Raw genomic sequence first — 20,164 nt, forward strand, 5'->3', positions numbered from 1 at the left:
GTGTGGGTAAAACTTACCGCTATGGGCATTAGAGACCCGATGATCAAAAAAACGGCGCCAGCCTTCAAGGCTGCGCCGTTTTTTTTGAATTGAGAGGCTTACTGCAGAACTTCAATCACTCCATCAGCACTCATGCTTACCTGGCTGGTGCCGGCTTCGACTTCCGGCGTCGGCGCTGAATCAGCCATGGCCGCCTTCATCATCATCGCGCCATTGCGTGCGTAGGGCATCGGGTAGCCATTGGTGTTGAAGTTGAGGTTGACGATCTTGTAGCCCTTGCCACCCAAGGCATCGGTCGCCAATTGCGCACGGGCCTTGAACGCAGCCACTGCGTCCTTGAGCAACGCATCTTCGCTGGTCTTGCGCGTGGTGTCGGCGATGGCGAAGTCCATGTTCTGCATTTTCAGGGTATTCAGCAGCTCGCCGGTGAGCTTGGATAGCGCCGGGAAGTCCGCGCTTTCCAGGCGCAGTTCAGCGCGTTCACGCCAGCCGGTGATCTTCTGGTTCTTGTTGTCGTAGATCGGGTAGCTGTTGCGGCTGCCCTGGCGCAGGGTCACGGCCTTGACTTCACGGGCCTGGCCGAGCGCGGTGTTCATGGTGTTGGTGATGTCGGCGGCGAGCTTGGCCGGGTCGCTGTTCTGCGATTCGGTGTAGAGGGTGACGATCATCTTGTCGCGGGCGACTTCCTGGCTGACTTCGGCGCGCAGGGAAATCTGGTTGTAATGCAGTTCGTCGGCGGCCAGCGCCGGCAGGCTGGCCAGGGTGCTGGCGCCGAGGGTGAGCAGGGCTGCGCTGCGAGTGAAACGAGACATGGAAGCTCCTTGGGACAGTGGTGTTGGTATGACTGTAGACGTTGGTGTCGGGTTCTTCGGGTTTACACATTACCTACAATGCGGCGCATGCCGACGAACGGCGGTCTGTGCGGCCTGCGTCAAAGAGCCACACGCGCCCTGTCTGCGCTGCTGCTTCGTTTATACTCCTGGCGATCCGCCTGCAGCGCTCATCGGGAGAGCCCATGCTCGCCGCCGTAAAACTGACTTCCGCCACCCGCCAGAACCTCTGGCGCCTGACGTTTATCCGCACCCTGGTACTGGCAGCACAGGCCGGCTCCGTGGGGCTCGCCTATTGGTTCGATCTGCTGCCGCTGCCCTGGCTGCCGCTGGGTGTGACGCTGGGGTTCTCCACGGTGTTGTGCGTGTTTACCGTGATCCGGTTGCGTACCACCTGGCCGGTCACCGAGTTGGAGTATGCGCTGCAGTTGGCCTGCGACCTGTTTATCCACAGTGTGTTGCTTTATTTCTCCGGCGGTTCTACCAACCCGTTCGTTTCCTATTACCTGGTGCCGCTGACCATCGCCGCCGTGACCTTGCCATGGCGCTATTCGGTGGTGCTGTCGGGGATTGCGCTGACCCTCTACACCCTGCTGCTGGCCCAGTTCTATCCGTTGCAAACCTTCCCCATCGCGCGGGAAAACCTGCAGATCTACGGGATGTGGTTGAGCTTTGCGCTGTCGGCGGCGGTCATCACCTTTTTTGCCGCACGCATGGCTGAAGAACTGCGCCGCCAGGAAGAACTGCGTGCCATTCGCCGCGAAGAGGGCCTGCGCGACCAGCAACTGCTGGCCGTCGCCACCCAGGCCGCCGGCGCTGCCCATGAGCTGGGTACGCCGTTGGCGACCATGAGCGTATTGCTCAAGGAAATGACCCAGGATCATCATGACCCGGCCTTGCAGGACGACCTCGGCGTGCTGCAGGAGCAGGTCAAGCAGTGCAAGCTGACCTTGCAGCAACTGGTGCGCGCCGCCGAAGCCAATCGCCGGCTGGCGGTGCAGATGCAGGACGTCACCCAATGGCTCGACGAAGCCCTGAACCGCTGGCACCTGATGCGCCCCGAAGCCAGTTACCGCTTCACCCTGCTGGGCCAGGGCAGCGTGCCGCGCATGGCGCCGCCGCCTGACCTCACCCAGGCGTTGCTCAACCTGTTGAACAACGCCGCCGACGCCTGCCCCGAAGGCCTGGGCGTGCAGTTGGACTGGGACGCGGAACACGTCACCATCAGCATCCGTGACCACGGCGCCGGCGTGCCGCTGGCCATTGCCGAGCAGATCGGCAAACCCTTCTTTACCACCAAGGGCAAAGGCTTCGGCCTGGGCCTGTTTTTGAGCAAGGCCAGCGTGACCCGCGCGGGCGGCTCAGTGAAACTCTACAGTCATGAGGAAGGTGGCACGCTCACCGAGCTGCGCCTGCCCCGTGTCGCACGAGGAGATAGCGATGAGTGACGAGATTCAAGTCGAAGGCGAAGAACTGCCGCACCTGTTGCTGGTAGACGACGACGCCACCTTTACCCGCGTGATGGCGCGTGCCATGAGCCGTCGCGGCTTTCGCGTGAGCACCGCAGGTTCCGCCGAAGAAGGCTTGAGCATCGCCCAGGCCGATCTGCCGGACTACGCCGCGCTCGACCTGAAAATGGACGGCGACTCGGGTCTGGTGCTGTTGCCCAAGCTGCTGGAACTCGACCCGGAAATGCGCGTAGTGATCCTCACCGGGTACTCCAGCATCGCCACCGCCGTCGAGGCCATCAAGCGCGGCGCCTGCAACTACCTGTGCAAGCCGGCCGACGCCGACGACGTGCTGGCCGCGCTGCTCTCCGAGCACGCCGACCTCGACACCCTGGTGCCGGAAAACCCGATGTCGGTGGACCGCCTGCAGTGGGAGCATATCCAGCGTGTACTGACCGAGCACGAAGGCAATATCTCGGCCACCGCCCGCGCCCTCGGCATGCATCGCCGTACCTTGCAACGCAAGTTGCAAAAGCGTCCGGTGCGCCGCTGAACCTAAGCTGAACGACCCGTCTCAGGCCGCACGGAGCCTTGAACCGATCCCTTATGATCGGTTCAAACGCCTGCCATTTTTCCTACAGAGCCTGAACGATGAACCAGAACGCAGAGTATTCCGCGGTCAATGACGCCGTGCATGGGCAATTCTTCCGTCGAACCTGGGCGATGATCACGCCGTATTGGCGCAGTGAGGAGAAGGGCAGGGCGTGGTTGTTGCTGGCGGCAGTGATCGCGCTGTCACTGTTCAGCGTGGCGATCTCCGTGTGGATCAACCACTGGTACAAGGATTTCTACAACGCACTGGAGAAGAAGGACACCGCCGCGTTCTGGCAACTGATCGGCTATTTTTGCGGGATCGCGACGGTGGCCATTCTCGGTGCGGTCTACCGCTTGTACCTGACGCAGATGCTGACCATCCGCTGGCGCGCCTGGCTGACCGAAAAACACTTCGCGCGCTGGCTGGCGCACAAGAATTATTACCAACTGGAGCAGGGCGGTTACACCGACAACCCCGACCAGCGGATTTCCGAAGACCTCAACAGCTTCACGTCCAACACCTTGAGCCTGGGTCTGGGACTGCTGCGCAACGTCGTCAGCCTGGTGTCGTTTTCCGTGATCCTGTGGGGCGTGTCGGGCAGCATTGAAGTGTTCGGTTTCACCATCCCCGGGTACATGTTCTGGTGTGCGCTGGTCTACGCCGGGGTCGGCAGCTGGTTGACCCACCTGATCGGGCGTCGCTTGATCGGCTTGAGCAACCAGCAGCAACGCTTCGAGGCTGACCTGCGTTTCTCCATGGTGCGGGTGCGCGAGAATGCCGAGAGTATCGCCCTGTACAACGGCGAGCCCAACGAGAACCAGCGCCTGAAGACGCGCTTCGGCAGGGTATGGCACAACTACTGGGACATCATGAAAGTGTCCAAGCGCCTGACCTTTTTTACCGCCGGTTATGAGCAGATCGCTATCGTGTTCGCGTTTATCGTGGCGGCCCCGCGTTACTTCGCCGGCAAGATCGAGCTGGGCGAGCTGATGCAGATCAACTCGGCGTTCGGCAACGTGCAGGGCAACTTCAGCTGGTTTATCAGTGCCTACACCGACCTCGCCGCCTGGCGCGCCACCAGCGACCGTTTGTTGAGCTTCCAGCAAGCCATGACCGAAAACGAGCAGCGTCCGGCCGCTATTGAGGTGAATGCCGAAGGCGAACGCTTGATGGTGCAGGGCCTGGGCATGAACCTGGCCGATGGCCGTCACTTGCTCACCGATGCGAACATGATTGTCGAGCCGGGCCAGCGCCTGATGCTCAGCGGTCGCTCCGGCAGCGGCAAGAGCACCCTGCTGCGTGCCATGGGCCGCTTGTGGCCGGCGGGTCACGGCAGTATTCGCCTGCCAGCGGCACGTTATCTGTTCCTGCCGCAAAAGCCTTACCTGCCGATCGGCACGTTGAAGGCGGTGTTGAGTTATCCACAGGACGACAGCGCCTACACGGCCGAACGTTATGCACAGGTGCTGGAAACCTGCCGTCTGCCGCAGCTGGTTGCGCGCCTGGACGAGGCCAACCATTGGCAGCGCATGCTTTCGCCCGGCGAGCAGCAGCGTCTGGCTTTTGCCCGCGCCTTGTTGTTCGCGCCGCAGTGGCTGTACATGGACGAGGCGACATCGGCCATGGATGAGGAGGATGAGGCCAGTCTGTATCAAGCCTTGATCGATGAGCTGCCGGGGCTGAGCATCGTCAGCGTCGGCCATCGCAGCAGCCTCAAGCGTTTCCATGGGCGGCATGTGCGGATCGAGGGTGGCTGGTTGCAGGAGCAACCCGTTTCCTGAACCTTGGCTGCGGTCAGGGTGGGAGGGGCTTGCTCCCGATAGCGGGGTGTCAGTTACAGCTGAGCTGACTGATGCATTGCTATCGGGAGCGAGCCCCCTCCCACATTTGATTTTTGTTGTGTTGGAGAAGCGAGTCTCAAACAAAAAGCCCGGCTGATCATCGATCAGCCGGGCTTTTTGTCGTGCCTGAAAAGACTTACTTCTTCAAGCCGTAATGCTCATCCAGCATGCCGGGGGCGTTCGGCGTTTTTGGCGCGTAGTCCCGTGGTGGCTCCTGGTTTTCCCGGGGTGGGGTCAGGCGTTCCCGTGGCGCTTGCGGTGCATCGGAATGCAGCGCGGCCAGCAGACGCTGGCGGGTGATGTCATCCAGGGCCAGGCGGTTGGCGCCATCGGCCAGATGATCCTGTACATCCTGGTAGCTCTGGGTGAGTTTCTTGACCAGGGTCGCGGTGCTGTTGAAGTGGGTAACAACCTCGTTCTGATAACTGTCAAAACGTTCCTGAATGTCATCCAGCTGACGCTGCGTGCGGTTAGGCGCGGCATTCGGCAGCAGGCGAGCAACCAGGAATCCAATGGCGACACCGGCAACCAGGGCAAGAGTCGGCAACAACCAAACTAAGAGCGAGTGTTCCACGAGTCCTTCCTCTATAAACGGCTTTGCTTTACGTTAACGGCTCGGACCTGCGCTGTATACCGCGATTAAGCTCGCAATGATGCCATGCACAGACTTTTAGCTAGACGAGTCGACCCTTTGAGAGGTCACGGAGTTCATCTCTTGCTCATGCGTGAAACCCCCGTTTTGATCGATGGCCCGGTGGGCCAATTGGAAGCCCTGTACCTGGATCACCCCGAGCCACGCGGCCTGGCGCTGATCTGCCATCCCAACCCGGTGCAGGGCGGGACCATGCTCAATAAAGTCGTTTCGACCCTGCAACGCACTGCACGCGATGCCGGTTTGATTACGCTGCGTTTTAATTACCGTGGCGTCGGCGCCAGTGCTGGCACCCATGACATGGCCACCGGTGAAGTCGACGATGCCGAAGCGGCTGCCACCTGGCTGCGGGAAAAACACCCTGACCTGCCGATCACCCTGCTCGGCTTTTCGTTCGGCGGTTATGTGGCCGCCAGCCTCGGCGGGCGCCTGGAAGCCAGGGGCGAACAACTCGCGCATTTGTTCATGGTCGCCGCTGCGGTGATGCGCCTGCGCGATAACGATGTGCTGCCGCTGGGTTGCCCGCTGACCGTGATCCAGCCGGAAACCGACGAAGTGGTCGACCCGCAACTCGTCTACGACTGGTCCGCTGCCTTGAATCGCCCCCATGAGCTGCTGAAAGTGGCAGAATGCGGGCACTTTTTTCATGGCAAGCTCACCGATCTGAAGGATCTGGTGCTGCCGCGCCTCTCGAATTGACAGCAGTCTGATAAGCGATTACCCATGACGACTCGTACCCGTATCCTCACCGGCATTACCACCACCGGCACGCCGCACCTGGGCAACTACGCCGGTGCGATTCGCCCGGCGATCCTCGCCAGCCAGGACGCCAATGCCGACTCCTTCTATTTCCTGGCCGACTACCACGCCCTGATCAAGTGCGATGACCCGCAGCGCATCCAGCGCTCGCGCATGGAAATCGCCGCGACCTGGCTGGCCGGTGGCCTGGATGTGAACCGGGTGACGTTCTATCGCCAGTCCGACATCCCGGAAATCCCCGAGCTGACCTGGCTGCTGACCTGCGTGGCGGCCAAGGGCCTGCTCAACCGCGCCCACGCGTACAAGGCTTCGGTGGACAAGAACGTGGAGGCCGGCGAAGACCCGGATGCGGGCATCAGCATGGGCCTGTACAGCTACCCGGTGCTGATGGCAGCGGACATCCTGATGTTCAACGCGCACAAGGTGCCGGTCGGTCGCGACCAGATCCAGCACGTGGAGATGGCCCGGGATATCGGCCAGCGTTTCAACCACCTGTTCGGCAAGGGCAAGGAGTTTTTTACCATGCCCGAGGCGCTGATCGAAGAAAGCGTTGCCACCTTGCCGGGCCTGGATGGCCGCAAGATGTCCAAGAGCTACGACAACACCATCCCGTTGTTCACCAGCGCCAAGGACATGAAGGACGCGATCTCGCGCATCGTCACCGATTCCCGCGCACCGGGCGAAGCCAAGGATCCGGACAATTCACACCTGTTCACCCTGTACCAGGCGTTTGCCAGCAAGGCCGAGGAAGAACAGTTCCGCGCTGAGTTATTACAGGGCCTGGGCTGGGGCGAGGCGAAGAACCGCCTGTTCCAACTGCTCGACGGCCAGCTTGGCGAAGCCCGCGAGCGTTATCACACGTTGATGTCGCGCCCGTCGGACATGGAAGACCTGCTGCTGGTGGGCGCGAAGAAGGCCCGTGCCGTGGCCGCACCGTTTCTGGCTGAACTGCGCGAGGCCGTTGGCCTGCGTTCGTTCGTCGAGCAGGCTGCAGCACCGGTCGCCACGAAAAAGAAAGCCGCGAAAACCGCGCGTTTTGTAAGCTTCCGCGAAGACGACAGTTTCCGCTTTCGTCTCCTGGCCGCCGATGGCGAGCAGTTGCTGTTGTCGCGCAACTTCGCCGATGGCAAAGCGGCGGGCGCGGTAACCAAGCAATTGCACAGCGGCGACGCGCTGGACGTGCGCAATGAAGGCTTGGCCTTCAGCGTATGGCTGGACGGCAACCCGGTGGCCGACAGTGCCGAGTTCGCCGACGAAGCGTCACGCGATGCCGCCATCGCCGCCTTGCGCATTGCGTTGACCCCCCTCGAGGATTAACCCGACCAAGGGTTGATTGCCATTATTCAGGGCCGTCGTTACAGTGACGGCCCGTTTTTGTTGCCTTGCTAACGAAATTATGACGCCCCTAGAACGATATCAAGCTGATCTGAAACGCCCTGAATTCTTCCATGATGCGGCGCAGGAAAATGCCGTGCGTCATTTGCAGCGCCTGTACGACGACCTCGTCGCGGCTTCGCAGAACAAGCCCGGGATGTTCAGCAAGCTGTTTGGCAAGAAAGACCAGACGCCGGTCAAGGGCCTGTACTTCTGGGGCGGCGTCGGCCGGGGCAAGACTTACCTGGTGGACACCTTCTTCGAAGCGCTGCCGTTCAAGGAAAAGGTGCGCACGCACTTTCACCGCTTCATGAAGCGCGTGCACGAAGAGATGAAGACGCTGCCGGGCGAGAAGAACCCGCTGACCATCATTGCCAAGCGCTTCTCCGACGAAGCGCGGGTCATCTGTTTCGATGAGTTTTTCGTCTCCGACATCACCGACGCCATGATCCTCGGCACCTTGATGGAAGAGCTGTTCAAGAACGGCGTGACCCTGGTTGCTACCTCGAACATCGTGCCCGACGGCTTGTACAAGGACGGCCTGCAACGAGCGCGCTTCCTGCCGGCCATTGCGCTGATCAAGCAGAACACCGAAATCGTCAACGTCGACAGCGGCGTCGACTACCGCCTGCGTCATCTCGAGCAAGCGGAGTTGTTCCACTTCCCGTTGAACGAAGCGGCCCACGAAAGCCTGAAGAAAAGCTTCCGCGCGCTGACGCCGGAATGCACCCAGGCGGTGGAAAACGACAAGCTGATGATCGAGAACCGCGAAATCATCGCCTTGCGTACCTGCGACGACGTGGCCTGGTTCGAATTCCGCCAACTGTGCGACGGCCCCCGCAGCCAGAACGACTACATCGAACTGGGCAAGATCTTCCACGCGGTGATCCTCAGCGGCGTGGAACAGATGAGCGTGACCACCGACGATATTGCGCGGCGGTTCATCAACATGGTCGATGAGTTCTACGACCGTAACGTCAAGCTGATCATCTCGGCGGAAGTCGAGCTCAAGGATCTCTACACCGGCGGTCGCCTTAATTTCGAGTTCCAGCGTACCCTGAGCCGTTTGCTCGAGATGCAGTCCCACGAGTTCCTGTCGCGCGGGCACAAGCCGTAAGCAGTTTCCAGAGCTGTGGAGTTTTAATGTGGGAGGGGGCTTGCCCCCGATAGCGGTGAATCAGTCAGTGCATCATTGGCTGACAGACTGCTATCGGGAGCAAGCCCCCTCCCACATTGGTTTTGTGTCTATCCCCAATTAAGCCGCTTGCTGGAATTGCTGGCGGTATTGGTTCGGTGAAAGTTCGGTGTGCTGCCTGAACAACCGCGCGAAGAAGCTCGCATCGTCATACCCCACCTCATAGCTGATGGTCTTGATGCTCTTGCGGCTGCCCGAGAGCAGGCCCTTGGCCGTCTCGATTCGCAGGCGTTGCAGGTAGTGCAGCGGCTTGTCGCCGGTGGCGGTCTGGAAGCGGCGCATGAAATTGCGAATGCTCATACCGTGTTCGCGGGCCACGTCTTCGAAGCGAAACTTGTCGGCGAAATGCTCTTCGAGCCAGTGCTGGATCTGCAGGATGATCACGTCCTGGTGCAGCTTCTGCCCGCCAAAGCCAATGCGTCCCGGCGAATAATTGCGCTGCACCTCATAGAGGATGTCGCGGGCCACGGCCTGGGCGATATTGGCGCCGCAGAAGCGTTCTATCAGGTAGATGTAGAGGTCGCAGGCCGAGGTGGTGCCGCCGGCGCAATACAGGTTGTCGGCGTCGGTCAGGTGCTTGTCCTGATTGAGGTGCACCTGGGGAAAGCGCTCGCTGAAGGCCGTGAAGAAGCGCCAGTAGGTGGTCGCCTCCTTGCCATCGAGCAGACCGGCTTCGGCCAGCCAGAACACCCCGGTGGCCTCGCCGCAGAGTACGGCGCCGCGTGCGTGTTGTTCGCGCAGCCACGGCAGCACTTGCGGGTAGCGGGTGCACAGGGTCTCGAAGTCGTCCCAGAAGGCCGGCAACACGATGATGTCGGCGTCTTCCAGGCCGCCGTCCACCGGCATGATCACATCGCTGAAGCTGCGCACCGGTTGGCCGTCGGGGCTGACCAGGCGGGTTTCGAAGCCCGGGGTCAGGCCCAGACCCTGCTGTTTGCCGTAGCGCAGGCTGGCGAGGTGAAAGAAATCCTTGGCTTGCATGAGCGTGGACGCGAACACCCGGTCAATGGCCAGGATGCTGACGCGCCGCAACGGCGTGGAGGCTTGGTTGGACATGATTTCATTTATTCTTATAGGGGAAAGTGGTCACCAGACGGCTGGATCGTCTTATTTTTCGTCGTGTGTGTCCAGTGCCCCGTGACGCCATCGAAAGCAGCTCCCCTGCGTGTTCACACATCAAGTGTGGAAGGGGCTTGCTCCCGATGGCGGTCTACTGATCAATCAGGGTGCAGGGTTAGGGTGCTCCTTCTGAATCGCCTCAATCCCTTCCAGCACTTCCTTCGACAGCGTCAGCCCGGCACTGGCAATGTTACTGTCCAGTTGTGCAAGGCTTGTGGCGCCAATGATATTGCTGGTCACGAACGGCTGTTGCGTGACGAACGCCAGGGCCATCTGCGCCGGGTCCAGGCCGTGTTCCCGTGCCAGCGCCACATAGCGGCTGCATGCCGCTTCCGACTGCGGGTTGAAATAGCGGCTGAAGCGGCTGTATTCCGTCAGCCGCGCCTTGGCCGGGCGCGCGCCGTTTTCATATTTGCCGCTGAGCATGCCGAACGCCAGCGGCGAGTAGGCCAGCAAGCCGCACTGTTCGCGAATCGCCACTTCCGCCAAGCCTACTTCAAAGCTGCGGTTGAGCAGGTTGTAGGGGTTCTGGATCGACACCGCGCGCGGCCAGCCGCGGGCTTCGGCCAGGGCCAGGAATTTCATGGTGCCCCATGGGGTTTCGTTGGACAGGCCGATGTGGCGGATCTTGCCGGCCTTGACCTGCTCGTCCAGCGCTTCGAGGGTTTCCTCCAGTGGGGTGATGTCCGGCTGATCCTCGTGCTGGTAGCTCAGCTTGCCGAAGAAGTTGGTGTTGCGCTCCGGCCAGTGCAGTTGATACAGATCGATCCAGTCGGTTTGCAGGCGCTTGAGGCTGGCGTCCAGCGCCTGGACGATGTGGGTGCGGTTGTGTTTGAGGTTACGGTCGCGGATATAGTCGATACCGTTGCCGGGGCCGGCGATCTTGCTGGCGAGGATCCAGTCGGCCCGGTCGCCGCGGCTTTTGAAGTAGTTGCCGATATACCGCTCGGTGGTGGCATAGGTGTCGGCCTTGGGCGGCACCGGGTACATTTCGGCGGTATCGAGGAAGTTGATCCCGGCCGCCTTGGCCCGCTCGATCTGTGCGAAAGCCTCTGCCTCGCTGTTCTGCTCACCCCAGGTCATGGTGCCCAGGGCTATCGCGCTCACGTTCAGATCCGTACGGCCCAGCTGTCGATAATCCATCGGGTACTCCTTGCAGGGAAAACAATCATAAAAGCAGGTTGAATTTTTTTTCGCAATCTGCATAATTGCCCACCTCTTTCTGCAGTGGAAGTGATGCGCCGTCTGCCGAAGAATCTTGCCGTTGAACGGACGCGCCGACCCGAGCCCCCGATAGCGTCTGTATCCGGCTGCCTTTGACTTGTCAAAGTACGCACTATTCAGTAAGATCCGCCGTCTAATTTACAGGGCGGCCCCTGAGGCTATTAAAGAATGACAACTTTTACTGCAAAACCGGAAACAGTTCAGCGCGACTGGTTTGTCGTCGACGCCGCTGGTCAGACCCTGGGTCGTCTGGCCACTGAAGTCGCCAGCCGTCTGCGTGGCAAGCACAAGCCTGAGTACACCCCTCACGTTGATACCGGTGACTACATCGTGATCATCAACGCTGAGCAGGTACGTGTTACCGGCAACAAAGCGCAAGACAAAATGTACTACCGTCACTCCGGTTTCCCAGGCGGTATCAAGTCTTCCAACTTTGAAGGCCTGATCTCCAAGAAGCCTGAAGCCCCGATCGAAATCGCGGTCAAAGGCATGCTGCCGAAGGGCCCACTGGGTCGCGATATGTTTCGCAAGCTGAAAGTCTATGCGGGCGCTGTACACCCTCATGCTGCTCAGCAGCCCCAAGAACTGAAGTTTTAACGGAATAGTTCATTATGTCGGCGACTCAAAATTACGGCACTGGCCGTCGCAAAACCGCAACCGCACGCGTTTTCCTGCGTCCGGGCACTGGTAACATCTCGATCAACAACCGCACTCTGGAAAACTTCTTCGGTCGCGAAACTGCCCGCATGGTAGTTCGTCAGCCGCTGGAACTGACCGAGACCGTTGAAAAGTTCGACATCTACGTCACTGTTATCGGTGGCGGTGTAAGTGGTCAGGCTGGCGCAATCCGCCACGGTATCACTCGCGCTCTGATGCAGTACGACGAAACCCTGCGTGGCGCTCTGCGCAAAGCTGGCTTCGTGACTCGCGATGCCCGTGAAGTTGAACGTAAGAAAGTCGGTCTGCGTAAAGCGCGTAAGCGTCCGCAGTACTCGAAGCGTTAATTCGCTTTACGTTCCACAAAAACGCCCAGTCTCCTCACGGAGCTGGGCGTTTTTTATTGCGCGGATTTTTCGTATTTTTTGCCGTGACAACATGCCGCGTCCTTATACTTCAAGGGCTGCTGGCTGGGCTCAGGGACATTCCCTATTCATTAGTCTGGCTTTTAACTACCATCCGACAACATTTTTACAGACAGACATTCAACGCTGAGCAGGTGCCTGATTTAGCAGGCCATAGAGCCGATGGGGAGAGGACTGAATGAGCAATGACGGCGTGAATGCGGGCCGGCGCCGCTTCCTGGTAGCAGCCACCTCCGTGGTGGGCGCTGCAGGAGCGGTCGGTGCTGCGGTTCCGTTCGTGGGGTCATGGTTCCCCAGTGCCAAGGCGAAAGCTGCGGGCGCGCCGGTGAAGGTGAATGTCAGCAAGATCGAGCCAGGGCAGCAGATGATTGCCGAGTGGCGCGGCCAGCCGGTGTTCATTGTGCGCCGTACCGAGGAAATCCTGAGGAACCTGAAAACCCTGGACGGCCGGCTGTCTGACCCCACCTCCGAGCATTCCGACCAGCCCGCCTACGCCAGGAATCAAGTGCGTTCGATCAAGCCCGAGATTCTGCTGCTGGTCGGTCTGTGTACTCACCTGGGTTGCTCACCTTCCTTTCGCCCTGAAGTAGCACCGATAGACCTGGGCAAGGACTGGGTCGGCGGCTACTTCTGTCCGTGTCACGGTTCCCACTACGACCTCGCCGGGCGCGTCTACAAGTCCCAGCCTGCGCCGCTGAACCTGCCCGTACCGCCGCATTCCTACGAAACGGACGACCTGATTGTCATTGGCCTCGACAAGGAGAATGGGTGATGAGCAAGTTCATGGACTGGATCGACGCGCGCTTCCCCGCCACCAAAATGTGGGAAGACCACCTCAGCAAGTATTACGCGCCGAAAAACTTCAACTTCTTTTACTTCTTCGGCTCCCTGGCGCTGCTGGTGCTGTTCAATCAGATCATCACCGGCGTGTGGCTGACGATGAGCTACACACCCACGGCTGAAGAGGCGTTCGCCTCCGTTGAAGGCATCATGCGTGACGTCAACCACGGAGCCATCATTCGCCTGCTGCATGCCGTGGGCGCTTCGATGTTTTTTATCGTCATCTACCTGCACATGTTCCGTGGCCTGCTCTACGGTTCCTACCAGAAACCCCGCGAGCTGGTGTGGGTGTTTGGCATGCTGATCTACCTTGCGCTCATGGCCGAAGCCTTTATGGGTTACCTGCTGCCATGGGGGCAGATGTCGTACTGGGGCGCCCAGGTGATCATCTCGCTGTTCGGCGCGATCCCGGTGATTGGCAGCGACCTGGCCCAGTGGATCCGGGGCGACTACCTGGTCTCCGGCATCACCCTGAACCGTTTCTTCGCCCTGCACGTAGTCGCCCTGCCGATCGTGATCCTGGGTCTGGTGGTGCTGCACATTCTGGCGCTGCATGAAGTGGGGTCCAACAACCCGGATGGTGTGGACATCAAGCAGCACAAGGACGAGAACGGCATCCCGCTGGACGGCATTCCGTTTCACCCGTACTACACCGTGAAAGACCTTGTGGGCGTGGTGGTATTCCTGTTCGTGTTCTGCTCGATCGTGTTCTTTTTCCCGGAAATGGGTGGTTATTTCCTCGAGAAGCCCAACTTCGAGCCTGCCAACGCGTTCAAGACGCCTGAGCACATTGCTCCGGTGTGGTACTTCACGCCGTTCTACGCGATCCTGCGCGCCATCCCCGACAAACTCATGGGCGTGATCGCCATGGGCGCGGCCATCGCCGCGTTGTTCGTGCTGCCCTGGCTTGACCGCAGTGCGGTCAAGTCCATGCGCTACAAGGGCTGGCTGAGCAGGATTTGGCTGTGGCTGTTCTGCATTTCGTTCGTGACCCTGGGCGTGCTGGGGCTACTGGCGCCGACGCCTGGGCGCACGGTGCTGGCACAGGTCTGCACCTTTCTGTACTTCGCCTACTTCATGCTGATGCCGTTCTACACCCGGTTCGAGAAAACCAAACCGGTACCGGAAAGGGTGACGGGCCGATGAAAAAACTATTCGTGGCATTGATGGTGGCGGCGCTGCCGCTGCTGGCCTGCGCCGCCGAGCAAGGCGCGCCGTTGGAGCACGTCGACATCGACGTGTCCGACAAGGCCGCCATGCAGGACGGCGCGCGCACCTTCGTCAACTATTGCATGGGCTGCCACAGCGCCAAGTACCAGCGCTATGAGCGCGTGGCCGACGACCTGGGCATCCCTCACGCGCTGATGCTGGAGAAGCTGGTGTTCACCGGCGCCAGGATCGGCGACCACATGGACATCGGCATGCAGCCTGCGGACGCCAAGGCCTGGTTTGGCGCGGCACCGCCCGACCTGACCCTGGTGGCCCGGGTTCGTGGCACCGATTGGCTGTACGGCTACCTCACGTCGTTCTACGAAGACCCGGCCCGGCCATGGGGCGTGAACAACAAGGTCTCCCCGAATGTGGGCATGCCGAACGTTCTGGTCGGCCTGCAGGGTCGCCAGGTGTTAGGATGCACGCAGGTTCAGGTCGTTGAAGACGGCAAGAAGCACTATGATCCGTTGACCGGCACGCCGCTGACCCACCAAGCGTGTGATCAACTGACCATCGTGCCCAACACCGGTAAGCTGAGTGAAGCGCAGTTTGACGAGAAGGTCAGAAACCTGGTGACCTTCCTGGCCTATTCGGCCAACCCGGTCAAATTGCAGCACCAGCGCATCGGTACGTACGTCTTGCTTTACCTGGCTTTCTTCTTTGTATTCGCCTATCTGCTCAAACGTGAATACTGGAAGGATGTGCATTGATCCAACCGTGAGCAATTGCTGTTAATCTTGCGCGCCCAGCGGCTTCTCTGACTACACGGCGACCCGGTTGAACCGGATGCTGCAGAGAATCCCCCTGGGCGCGCTCGTTTTTGAGCTTTCGATAATTTCAACAAGCGAGGAGGACCGCCATGGGCGTGACCAACCGGTTGGCCTGTTACTCCGACCCCGCCGACCACTATTCCCACCGAGTACGCATCGTGCTCGCAGAGAAGGGTGTCAGCGCCGAGATCATCAGTGTGGAAGCGGGTCGTCATCCGCCGAAGCTGATCGAAGTGAACCCTTACGGCAGCTTGCCCACCCTGGTCGATCGTGACCTGGCGTTGTGGGAGTCGACCGTGGTGATGGAATACCTGGATGAGCGTTACCCGCATCCGCCTTTGCTGCCGGTGTATCCGGTGGCGCGTGCCAACAGCCGCCTGCTGATTCATCGGATCCAGCGCGATTGGTGCGGGCTGGTGGATGTGATCCTCGATTCGCGCAGCAAAGAGGCCGCCCGTGTCGTGGCGCGCAAGGAATTGCGCGAGAGCCTGACAGGCGTTTCGCCGTTGTTCGCGGATAAACCTTTTTTCCTCAGCGAGGAACAAAGTTTGGTGGATTGCTGCCTATTACCCATACTCTGGCGCTTGCCGATTCTGGGCATTGAACTGCCACGGCCGGCCAAGCCGTTGCTTGATTACATGGAGCGCCAATTTGCGCGTGAGGCTTTCCAGGCGAGTCTGTCTGGTGTCGAACGCGACATGCGCTAAGGCCTAAGGAGCCGTTGATGAACTCCAGTCGACCCTATTTGGTCCGCGCGCTCTACGAGTGGATTGTGGACAATGATTGCACCCCGCACATGCTGGTCAATTCCGAATTCCCCAAGGTGGATGTGCCGCAGGGTTTTGCCAGTGATGGACAAATTGTGCTGAACGTATCACCCAGTGCCGTGCGCCACCTGCACATGGACAACGAAGCCGTCAGCTTCGAAGGGCGTTTCGGCGGTGTGCCGCACACGCTGTTCGTGCCGATTGGCGCCATCCTCGGCATCTACGCCCGGGAAAATGGCCAGGGCATGGTCTTCGATCTGGAATCGCCTTTCGAGGACGAGCCGTCCATCGAAGGCGAGGGCGGTAGTGATCTACCGCCGCCGGATTCGGAACCCCCGCGCCCCAGCGGCCGGCCGAGCTTGAAAGTGGTGAAGTAAAAGGTTTGTCCTTGCGGACGCACTGAATCAATGCCCCGGCGTGTGTCGGGGCATTTTTTTGCGCGCAGGATAGGGGTGAAAGTCGCGCCTGGACGGTGATCGTACAACCACCATGGGCTATGATGCGTGCTCAAGCTCACCGAGAAAGATGATTCATCATGGAAAACGCCAGCGCCGCCCCTCGTCTTCCCCGCAAGCGCCGCAGCCTTGCCCAGGAATTGGTCACGGTGTTGTCCGAGCAGATCCGTGACGGCCAGCTCAAGCGCGGTGACAAGTTGCCCACCGAGTCGGCGATCATGGACGCCCATGGTGTCAGCCGCACGGTGGTGCGCGAAGCCATCTCGCGCCTGCAGGCGGCGGGGCAGGTGGAGACCCGCCACGGCATCGGCACGTTTGTGCTGGATACGCCAAGCCCCAGCGGCTTTCGCATTGACCCGGCCACCGTGGTGACCTTGCGTGACGTACTGGCGATCCTCGAGTTGCGTATCAGCCTGGAAGTGGAGTCGGCGGGCCTGGCGGCCTTGCGCCGTAGCGATGAGCAACTGGCGGCCATGCGCGCTGCCCTCGACGCGCTCAACGAGAGCGCTGCCCACGCTGGCGATGCGGTTGCCTCGGACTTTGCGTTTCACCTGGAAATCGCCCTGTCCACCGGCAACCGTTACTTCACCGACATCATGACCCACCTGGGTACCAGCATCATTCCGCGAACCCGCCTGAATTCGGCGCGTCTGGCCCATGACGACCAGCAGCATTACATGGTCCGCCTGAGCCGCGAACACGAAGAAATCTACGACGCCATCGCCCGCCAGGATTCGGACGCAGCACGCGCCGCGATGCGCCTGCACCTGACCAACAGCCGCGAACGCCTGCGCCATGCCCATGAAGAGGCAGAGGCGCAGCGCAACTGAAGCAGGGGTTGCATGCGGTCAAAATGTGGGAGCTGGCTTGCCTGCGATGGCGATTTTTCGGTGTGCATATCCGGTGCTGCGGTAAAGGCGACTTAGGGTTCCGCCCTTACGGCGGCTCACTTTTGAAAAGCGCAAAAGTAAGCAAAACGCTCTTGCCCCAACACTCGGCACCTCGCTTAGGCTCGGTGTGCCCGAACGCAGGCTTTGGAGCGTGGGCCGCCGCGATGGGCCATCCTTGGCCCAGCGCGGCTAACCCGGCGTCCTGCCGGGTTACCCACGCTCCAAAGCCTGCGTTCGGCCAGCGTGTTTGACGGGGCGCTTCCAGATCAAAAGCAAAAGCGCGGCGGCCTGAGAGCCGACCGGAATGGTTTGCGAACGCTGTACAAAATGTGGGAGGGGGCTTGCTCCCGATGGCGTCGGCCCAGCAAACATTGATGTTGAAGACCCACCGCTTTCGCGGGCAAGTCGAATCGTCGCACCGCCGCTCCCACAGGGGATCTGCGCTTAACTGACTGGCATCAGAGCAAGCCCCCTCCCTCATTGACTTCCATTGTCTGGAAAATCCCGCTGCACCCCCGTTGCGATGAATTGCAGTTGACGAATCCTTTTATAGTTGTACGATGACGTACGACATCATCATAACCAACAATAACCTTTCGACAGAAAGTCTTCGCCCAGGGTGTTCGAATAATGAATCCACAAGAACTGAAGTCCATCCTCTCCCACGGTCTGCTGTCTTTCCCGGTGACCGATTTCAACGCCCAGGGTGATTTCCACCAGGCGGGTTACATCAAGCGTCTCGAGTGGCTGGCCCCCTACGGCGCCACGGCCCTGTTCGCCGCCGGCGGCACCGGTGAGTTTTTTTCCCTGGCCGCCAGCGAATACTCCCAGGTGGTGAAAACCGCAGTCGATACCTGCGCCTCCAGCGTGCCGATTCTCGCCGGTGTGGGCGGTGCGACGCGCCAGGCCATCGAATACGCCCAGGAGGCCGAGCGCCTCGGTGCCAAAGGCCTGCTGCTGCTGCCGCATTACCTCACCGAAGCCAGCCAGGACGGGGTTGCCGCCCACGTTGAGGCCGTGTGCAAATCGGTCAAGATCGGCGTCGTGGTGTACAACCGCAACGTCTGCCGCCTGACTGCGCCGCTGCTGGAACGCCTGGCCGAGCGCTGCCCGAACCTGATCGGCTACAAGGACGGCCTGGGTGACATCGAGTTGATGGTGTCGATCCGCCGTCGTCTGGGCGACCGTTTCAGCTACCTCGGCGGTCTGCCGACTGCAGAGGTTTACGCCGCTGCCTACAAGGCCCTGGGCGTGCCGGTGTACTCCTCGGCGGTGTTCAACTTCATCCCGAAAACCGCGATGGACTTCTACCACGCGATTGCCAAAGACGACCACGCCACCGTTGGCAAAATCATCGACGACTTCTTCCTGCCGTACCTTGATATCCGTAACCGCAAGGCCGGCTACGCCGTGAGCATCGTCAAGGCGGGTGCGAAGATCGCCGGCTACGACGCAGGCCCGGTGCGCACGCCGCTGACCGACCTGCTGCCGGAAGAATACGAAGCCCTGGCCGCGCTGATCGACAAGCAAGGCCCGCAATAACTTATCAACAAGGCCGCTGAGCAATCAGCGGCCTTTTGCGTCAGGAGAAGATTCGTGTCCCAAGCAAAGCGTTTTGAAAACTACATTAATGGCCAATGGGTAGCCGGTGCCGACTATTGCACCAACCTCAACCCGTCGGAGTTGTCCGATGTCATTGGTGAATACGCCAAGGCCGATGTCGCTCAGGTCAATGCGGCCATCGACGCCGCCCGCGCTGCGTTCCCGGCGTGGTCCACCTCCGGCATCCAGGCGCGCCATGATGCGCTGGATAAAGTCGGCAGCGAAATCCTCGCACGCCGTGAAGAACTCGGTACCCTGCTGGCCCGGGAAGAGGGCAAGACCCTGCCCGAGGCCATCGGTGAAGTGACCCGCGCCGGCAATATCTTCAAGTTCTTTGCCGGTGAATGCCTGCGCCTGTCCGGCGACTACGTGCCGTCGGTACGCCCGGGCGTCAACGTTGAAGTGACCCGCGAAGCCCTGGGCGTGGTTGGCCTGATCACCCCGTGGAATTTCCCGATTGCCATCCCCGCCTGGAAAATCGCCCCGGCCCTGGCCTACGGCAACTGCGTGGTGATAAAACCGGCTGAACTGGTACCCGGCTGCGCCTGGGCCCTGGCCGAGATCATCTCGCGCGCGGGCTTCCCTGCCGGTGTGTTCAACCTGGTGATGGGCAGCGGTCGCGTGGTCGGTGACGTGCTGGTCAACAGCCCGAAAGTCGATGGCATCAGCTTCACCGGCTCCGTGGGTGTCGGGCGCCAGATCGCCGTCAGTTGCGTGTCGCGCCAGGCCAAGGTGCAATTGGAAATGGGCGGCAAGAACCCGCAGATCATTCTCGATGACGCCGACCTCAAGCAGGCCGTCGAGCTGTCCGTGCAGAGCGCGTTTTACTCCACCGGCCAGCGCTGCACCGCATCGAGCCGCCTGATCGTCACCGCCGGTATTCACGACCAGTTCGTCGCGGCGATGGCCGAGCGCATGAAGTCGATCAAGGTCGGCCACGCCCTCAAAAGCGGCACCGACATCGGCCCGGTTGTGTCTCAGGCCCAACTGGACCAGGACCTGAAATACATCGACATCGGCCAGAGCGAAGGTGCGCGGCTGGTGAGCGGTGGCGGTTTGGTGACCTGCGACACTGAAGGCTACTACCTGGCGCCGACGCTGTTTGCCGACAGCGAAGCCGCCATGCGCATCAGCCGTGAAGAAATCTTCGGCCCAGTCGCCAACGTGGTACGTGTGGCGGACTACGAAGCGGCACTGGCGATGGCCAACGACACCGAGTTCGGTCTGTCGGCGGGCATTGCGACCACATCCCTGAAGTACGCCAACCACTTCAAGCGCCACTCCCAGGCCGGGATGGTGATGGTCAACCTGCCAACCGCCGGCGTGGACTATCACGTGCCGTTCGGTGGCCGTAAAGGCTCATCCTATGGTTCACGCGAGCAGGGCCGCTATGCACAAGAGTTCTACACCGTGGTGAAGACCAGCTACATCGGTTCGTAATACGCAACACCTGTGGCGCCCGCATGGTGTGGGAGCTGGCTTGCCTGCGATAGCATTACCGGAGTGTGC

Annotated in this window: 20 protein-coding genes; 16 read left to right on the forward strand and 4 right to left on the reverse strand. The window is 60.6% G+C overall.

All coding sequences use genetic code 11. The features are described from left to right. Nucleotides 1–98: 98 nt before the first annotated feature. Complete coding sequence (locus JOE32_RS21320; RefSeq protein WP_209988559.1) at nt 99–812, reverse strand: SIMPL domain-containing protein; 714 nt, start codon at nt 810–812, stop codon at nt 99–101. Between the two features lie 203 nt (nt 813–1,015). Here JOE32_RS21320 and JOE32_RS21325 point away from each other — a divergent pair, with 203 nt between their 5' ends. The 3 genes from JOE32_RS21325 to JOE32_RS21335 all read left to right on the forward strand — a co-directional run bounded on the left by JOE32_RS21325 (nt 1,016) and on the right by JOE32_RS21335 (nt 4,654). Then, entirely contained in the window at nt 1,016–2,278 is a 1,263-nt protein-coding gene (locus JOE32_RS21325; RefSeq protein ID WP_209988561.1) for an ATP-binding protein, read from the forward strand. Beyond that, entirely contained in the window at nt 2,271–2,831 is a 561-nt protein-coding gene (locus JOE32_RS21330; protein ID WP_004372278.1) for a response regulator transcription factor, read from the forward strand. Before JOE32_RS21325 ends, JOE32_RS21330 begins: the two co-directional genes overlap by 8 nt. Before the next feature lie 98 nt (nt 2,832–2,929). Then, a complete protein-coding gene (locus tag JOE32_RS21335; protein WP_209988563.1) occupies nt 2,930–4,654 on the forward strand; it encodes an ABC transporter ATP-binding protein/permease in 1,725 nt (574 codons plus the stop codon). A 196-nt stretch (nt 4,655–4,850) separates the two neighbouring features. On the opposite strand, the gene JOE32_RS21340 is transcribed toward JOE32_RS21335, so the two are convergent. After that, nucleotides 4,851–5,288, reverse strand: a complete 438-nt coding sequence (locus JOE32_RS21340; RefSeq protein ID WP_004372274.1) for a DUF1043 family protein — start codon at nt 5,286–5,288, stop codon at nt 4,851–4,853. Nucleotides 5,289–5,435: 147 nt separating this feature from the next. Between JOE32_RS21340 and JOE32_RS21345 the strand changes: the two genes are divergently transcribed. The 3 genes from JOE32_RS21345 to zapE all read left to right on the forward strand — a co-directional run bounded on the left by JOE32_RS21345 (nt 5,436) and on the right by zapE (nt 8,616). Further along, complete coding sequence (locus JOE32_RS21345; protein WP_209988566.1) at nt 5,436–6,065, forward strand: alpha/beta fold hydrolase; 630 nt, start codon at nt 5,436–5,438, stop codon at nt 6,063–6,065. 24 nt (nt 6,066–6,089) lie between these two features. Beyond that, entirely contained in the window at nt 6,090–7,442 is a 1,353-nt protein-coding gene (locus JOE32_RS21350; RefSeq protein WP_209988570.1) for a tryptophan--tRNA ligase, read from the forward strand. Nucleotides 7,443–7,521: 79 nt separating this feature from the next. Beyond that, a complete protein-coding gene (gene zapE, locus JOE32_RS21355) occupies nt 7,522–8,616 on the forward strand; it encodes a cell division protein ZapE (RefSeq protein WP_004372268.1) in 1,095 nt (364 codons plus the stop codon). Between the two features lie 138 nt (nt 8,617–8,754). Here zapE and JOE32_RS21360 read toward each other — a convergent pair whose 3' ends face one another. Both JOE32_RS21360 and JOE32_RS21365 read right to left on the reverse strand, forming a co-directional pair. Beyond that, entirely contained in the window at nt 8,755–9,675 is a 921-nt protein-coding gene (locus JOE32_RS21360) for a GlxA family transcriptional regulator (protein WP_209990659.1), read from the reverse strand. Between the two features lie 240 nt (nt 9,676–9,915). Continuing rightward, nucleotides 9,916–10,956, reverse strand: a complete 1,041-nt coding sequence (locus tag JOE32_RS21365) for an NADP(H)-dependent aldo-keto reductase (RefSeq protein ID WP_209988573.1) — start codon at nt 10,954–10,956, stop codon at nt 9,916–9,918. A 249-nt stretch (nt 10,957–11,205) separates the two neighbouring features. On the opposite strand from JOE32_RS21365, the gene rplM reads away from it, so the two are divergent. From rplM to JOE32_RS21415, 10 genes are all read left to right on the forward strand, one after another. Beyond that, nucleotides 11,206–11,634, forward strand: a complete 429-nt coding sequence (gene rplM, locus JOE32_RS21370) for a 50S ribosomal protein L13 (RefSeq protein WP_003171742.1) — start codon at nt 11,206–11,208, stop codon at nt 11,632–11,634. A gap of 14 nt (nt 11,635–11,648) precedes the next feature. Next, complete coding sequence (gene rpsI, locus JOE32_RS21375; protein WP_003216038.1) at nt 11,649–12,041, forward strand: 30S ribosomal protein S9; 393 nt, start codon at nt 11,649–11,651, stop codon at nt 12,039–12,041. A 256-nt stretch (nt 12,042–12,297) separates the two neighbouring features. Beyond that, nucleotides 12,298–12,891: a ubiquinol-cytochrome c reductase iron-sulfur subunit gene (petA, locus tag JOE32_RS21380; protein ID WP_209988576.1), complete on the forward strand. Its 594-nt coding sequence runs from the start codon at nt 12,298–12,300 to the stop codon at nt 12,889–12,891. Next, a complete protein-coding gene (locus JOE32_RS21385) occupies nt 12,891–14,105 on the forward strand; it encodes a cytochrome bc complex cytochrome b subunit (protein ID WP_209988579.1) in 1,215 nt (404 codons plus the stop codon). Before petA ends, JOE32_RS21385 begins: the two co-directional genes overlap by 1 nt. Then, nucleotides 14,102–14,881, forward strand: a complete 780-nt coding sequence (locus JOE32_RS21390) for a cytochrome c1 (RefSeq protein ID WP_209988583.1) — start codon at nt 14,102–14,104, stop codon at nt 14,879–14,881. Before JOE32_RS21385 ends, JOE32_RS21390 begins: the two co-directional genes overlap by 4 nt. A gap of 149 nt (nt 14,882–15,030) precedes the next feature. Then, nucleotides 15,031–15,648: a glutathione S-transferase N-terminal domain-containing protein gene (locus JOE32_RS21395; RefSeq protein ID WP_032886246.1), complete on the forward strand. Its 618-nt coding sequence runs from the start codon at nt 15,031–15,033 to the stop codon at nt 15,646–15,648. A 17-nt stretch (nt 15,649–15,665) separates the two neighbouring features. After that, a complete protein-coding gene (locus JOE32_RS21400) occupies nt 15,666–16,085 on the forward strand; it encodes a ClpXP protease specificity-enhancing factor (RefSeq protein ID WP_209988586.1) in 420 nt (139 codons plus the stop codon). A 158-nt stretch (nt 16,086–16,243) separates the two neighbouring features. After that, entirely contained in the window at nt 16,244–16,993 is a 750-nt protein-coding gene (locus JOE32_RS21405; RefSeq protein WP_209988589.1) for a FadR/GntR family transcriptional regulator, read from the forward strand. Nucleotides 16,994–17,683: 690 nt separating this feature from the next. Then, a complete protein-coding gene (kdgD, locus tag JOE32_RS21410) occupies nt 17,684–18,595 on the forward strand; it encodes a 5-dehydro-4-deoxyglucarate dehydratase (protein ID WP_209988592.1) in 912 nt (303 codons plus the stop codon). Between the two features lie 54 nt (nt 18,596–18,649). Beyond that, on the forward strand, nt 18,650–20,095 hold the full coding sequence (locus JOE32_RS21415) for an aldehyde dehydrogenase family protein (RefSeq protein WP_209988595.1): 1,446 nt from the start codon (nt 18,650–18,652) through the stop codon (nt 20,093–20,095). Nucleotides 20,096–20,164 lie beyond the last annotated feature (69 nt).

The sequence above is a fragment of the Pseudomonas sp. PvP025 genome, assembly GCF_017832155.1.
Taxonomy (GTDB): domain Bacteria; phylum Pseudomonadota; class Gammaproteobacteria; order Pseudomonadales; family Pseudomonadaceae; genus Aquipseudomonas.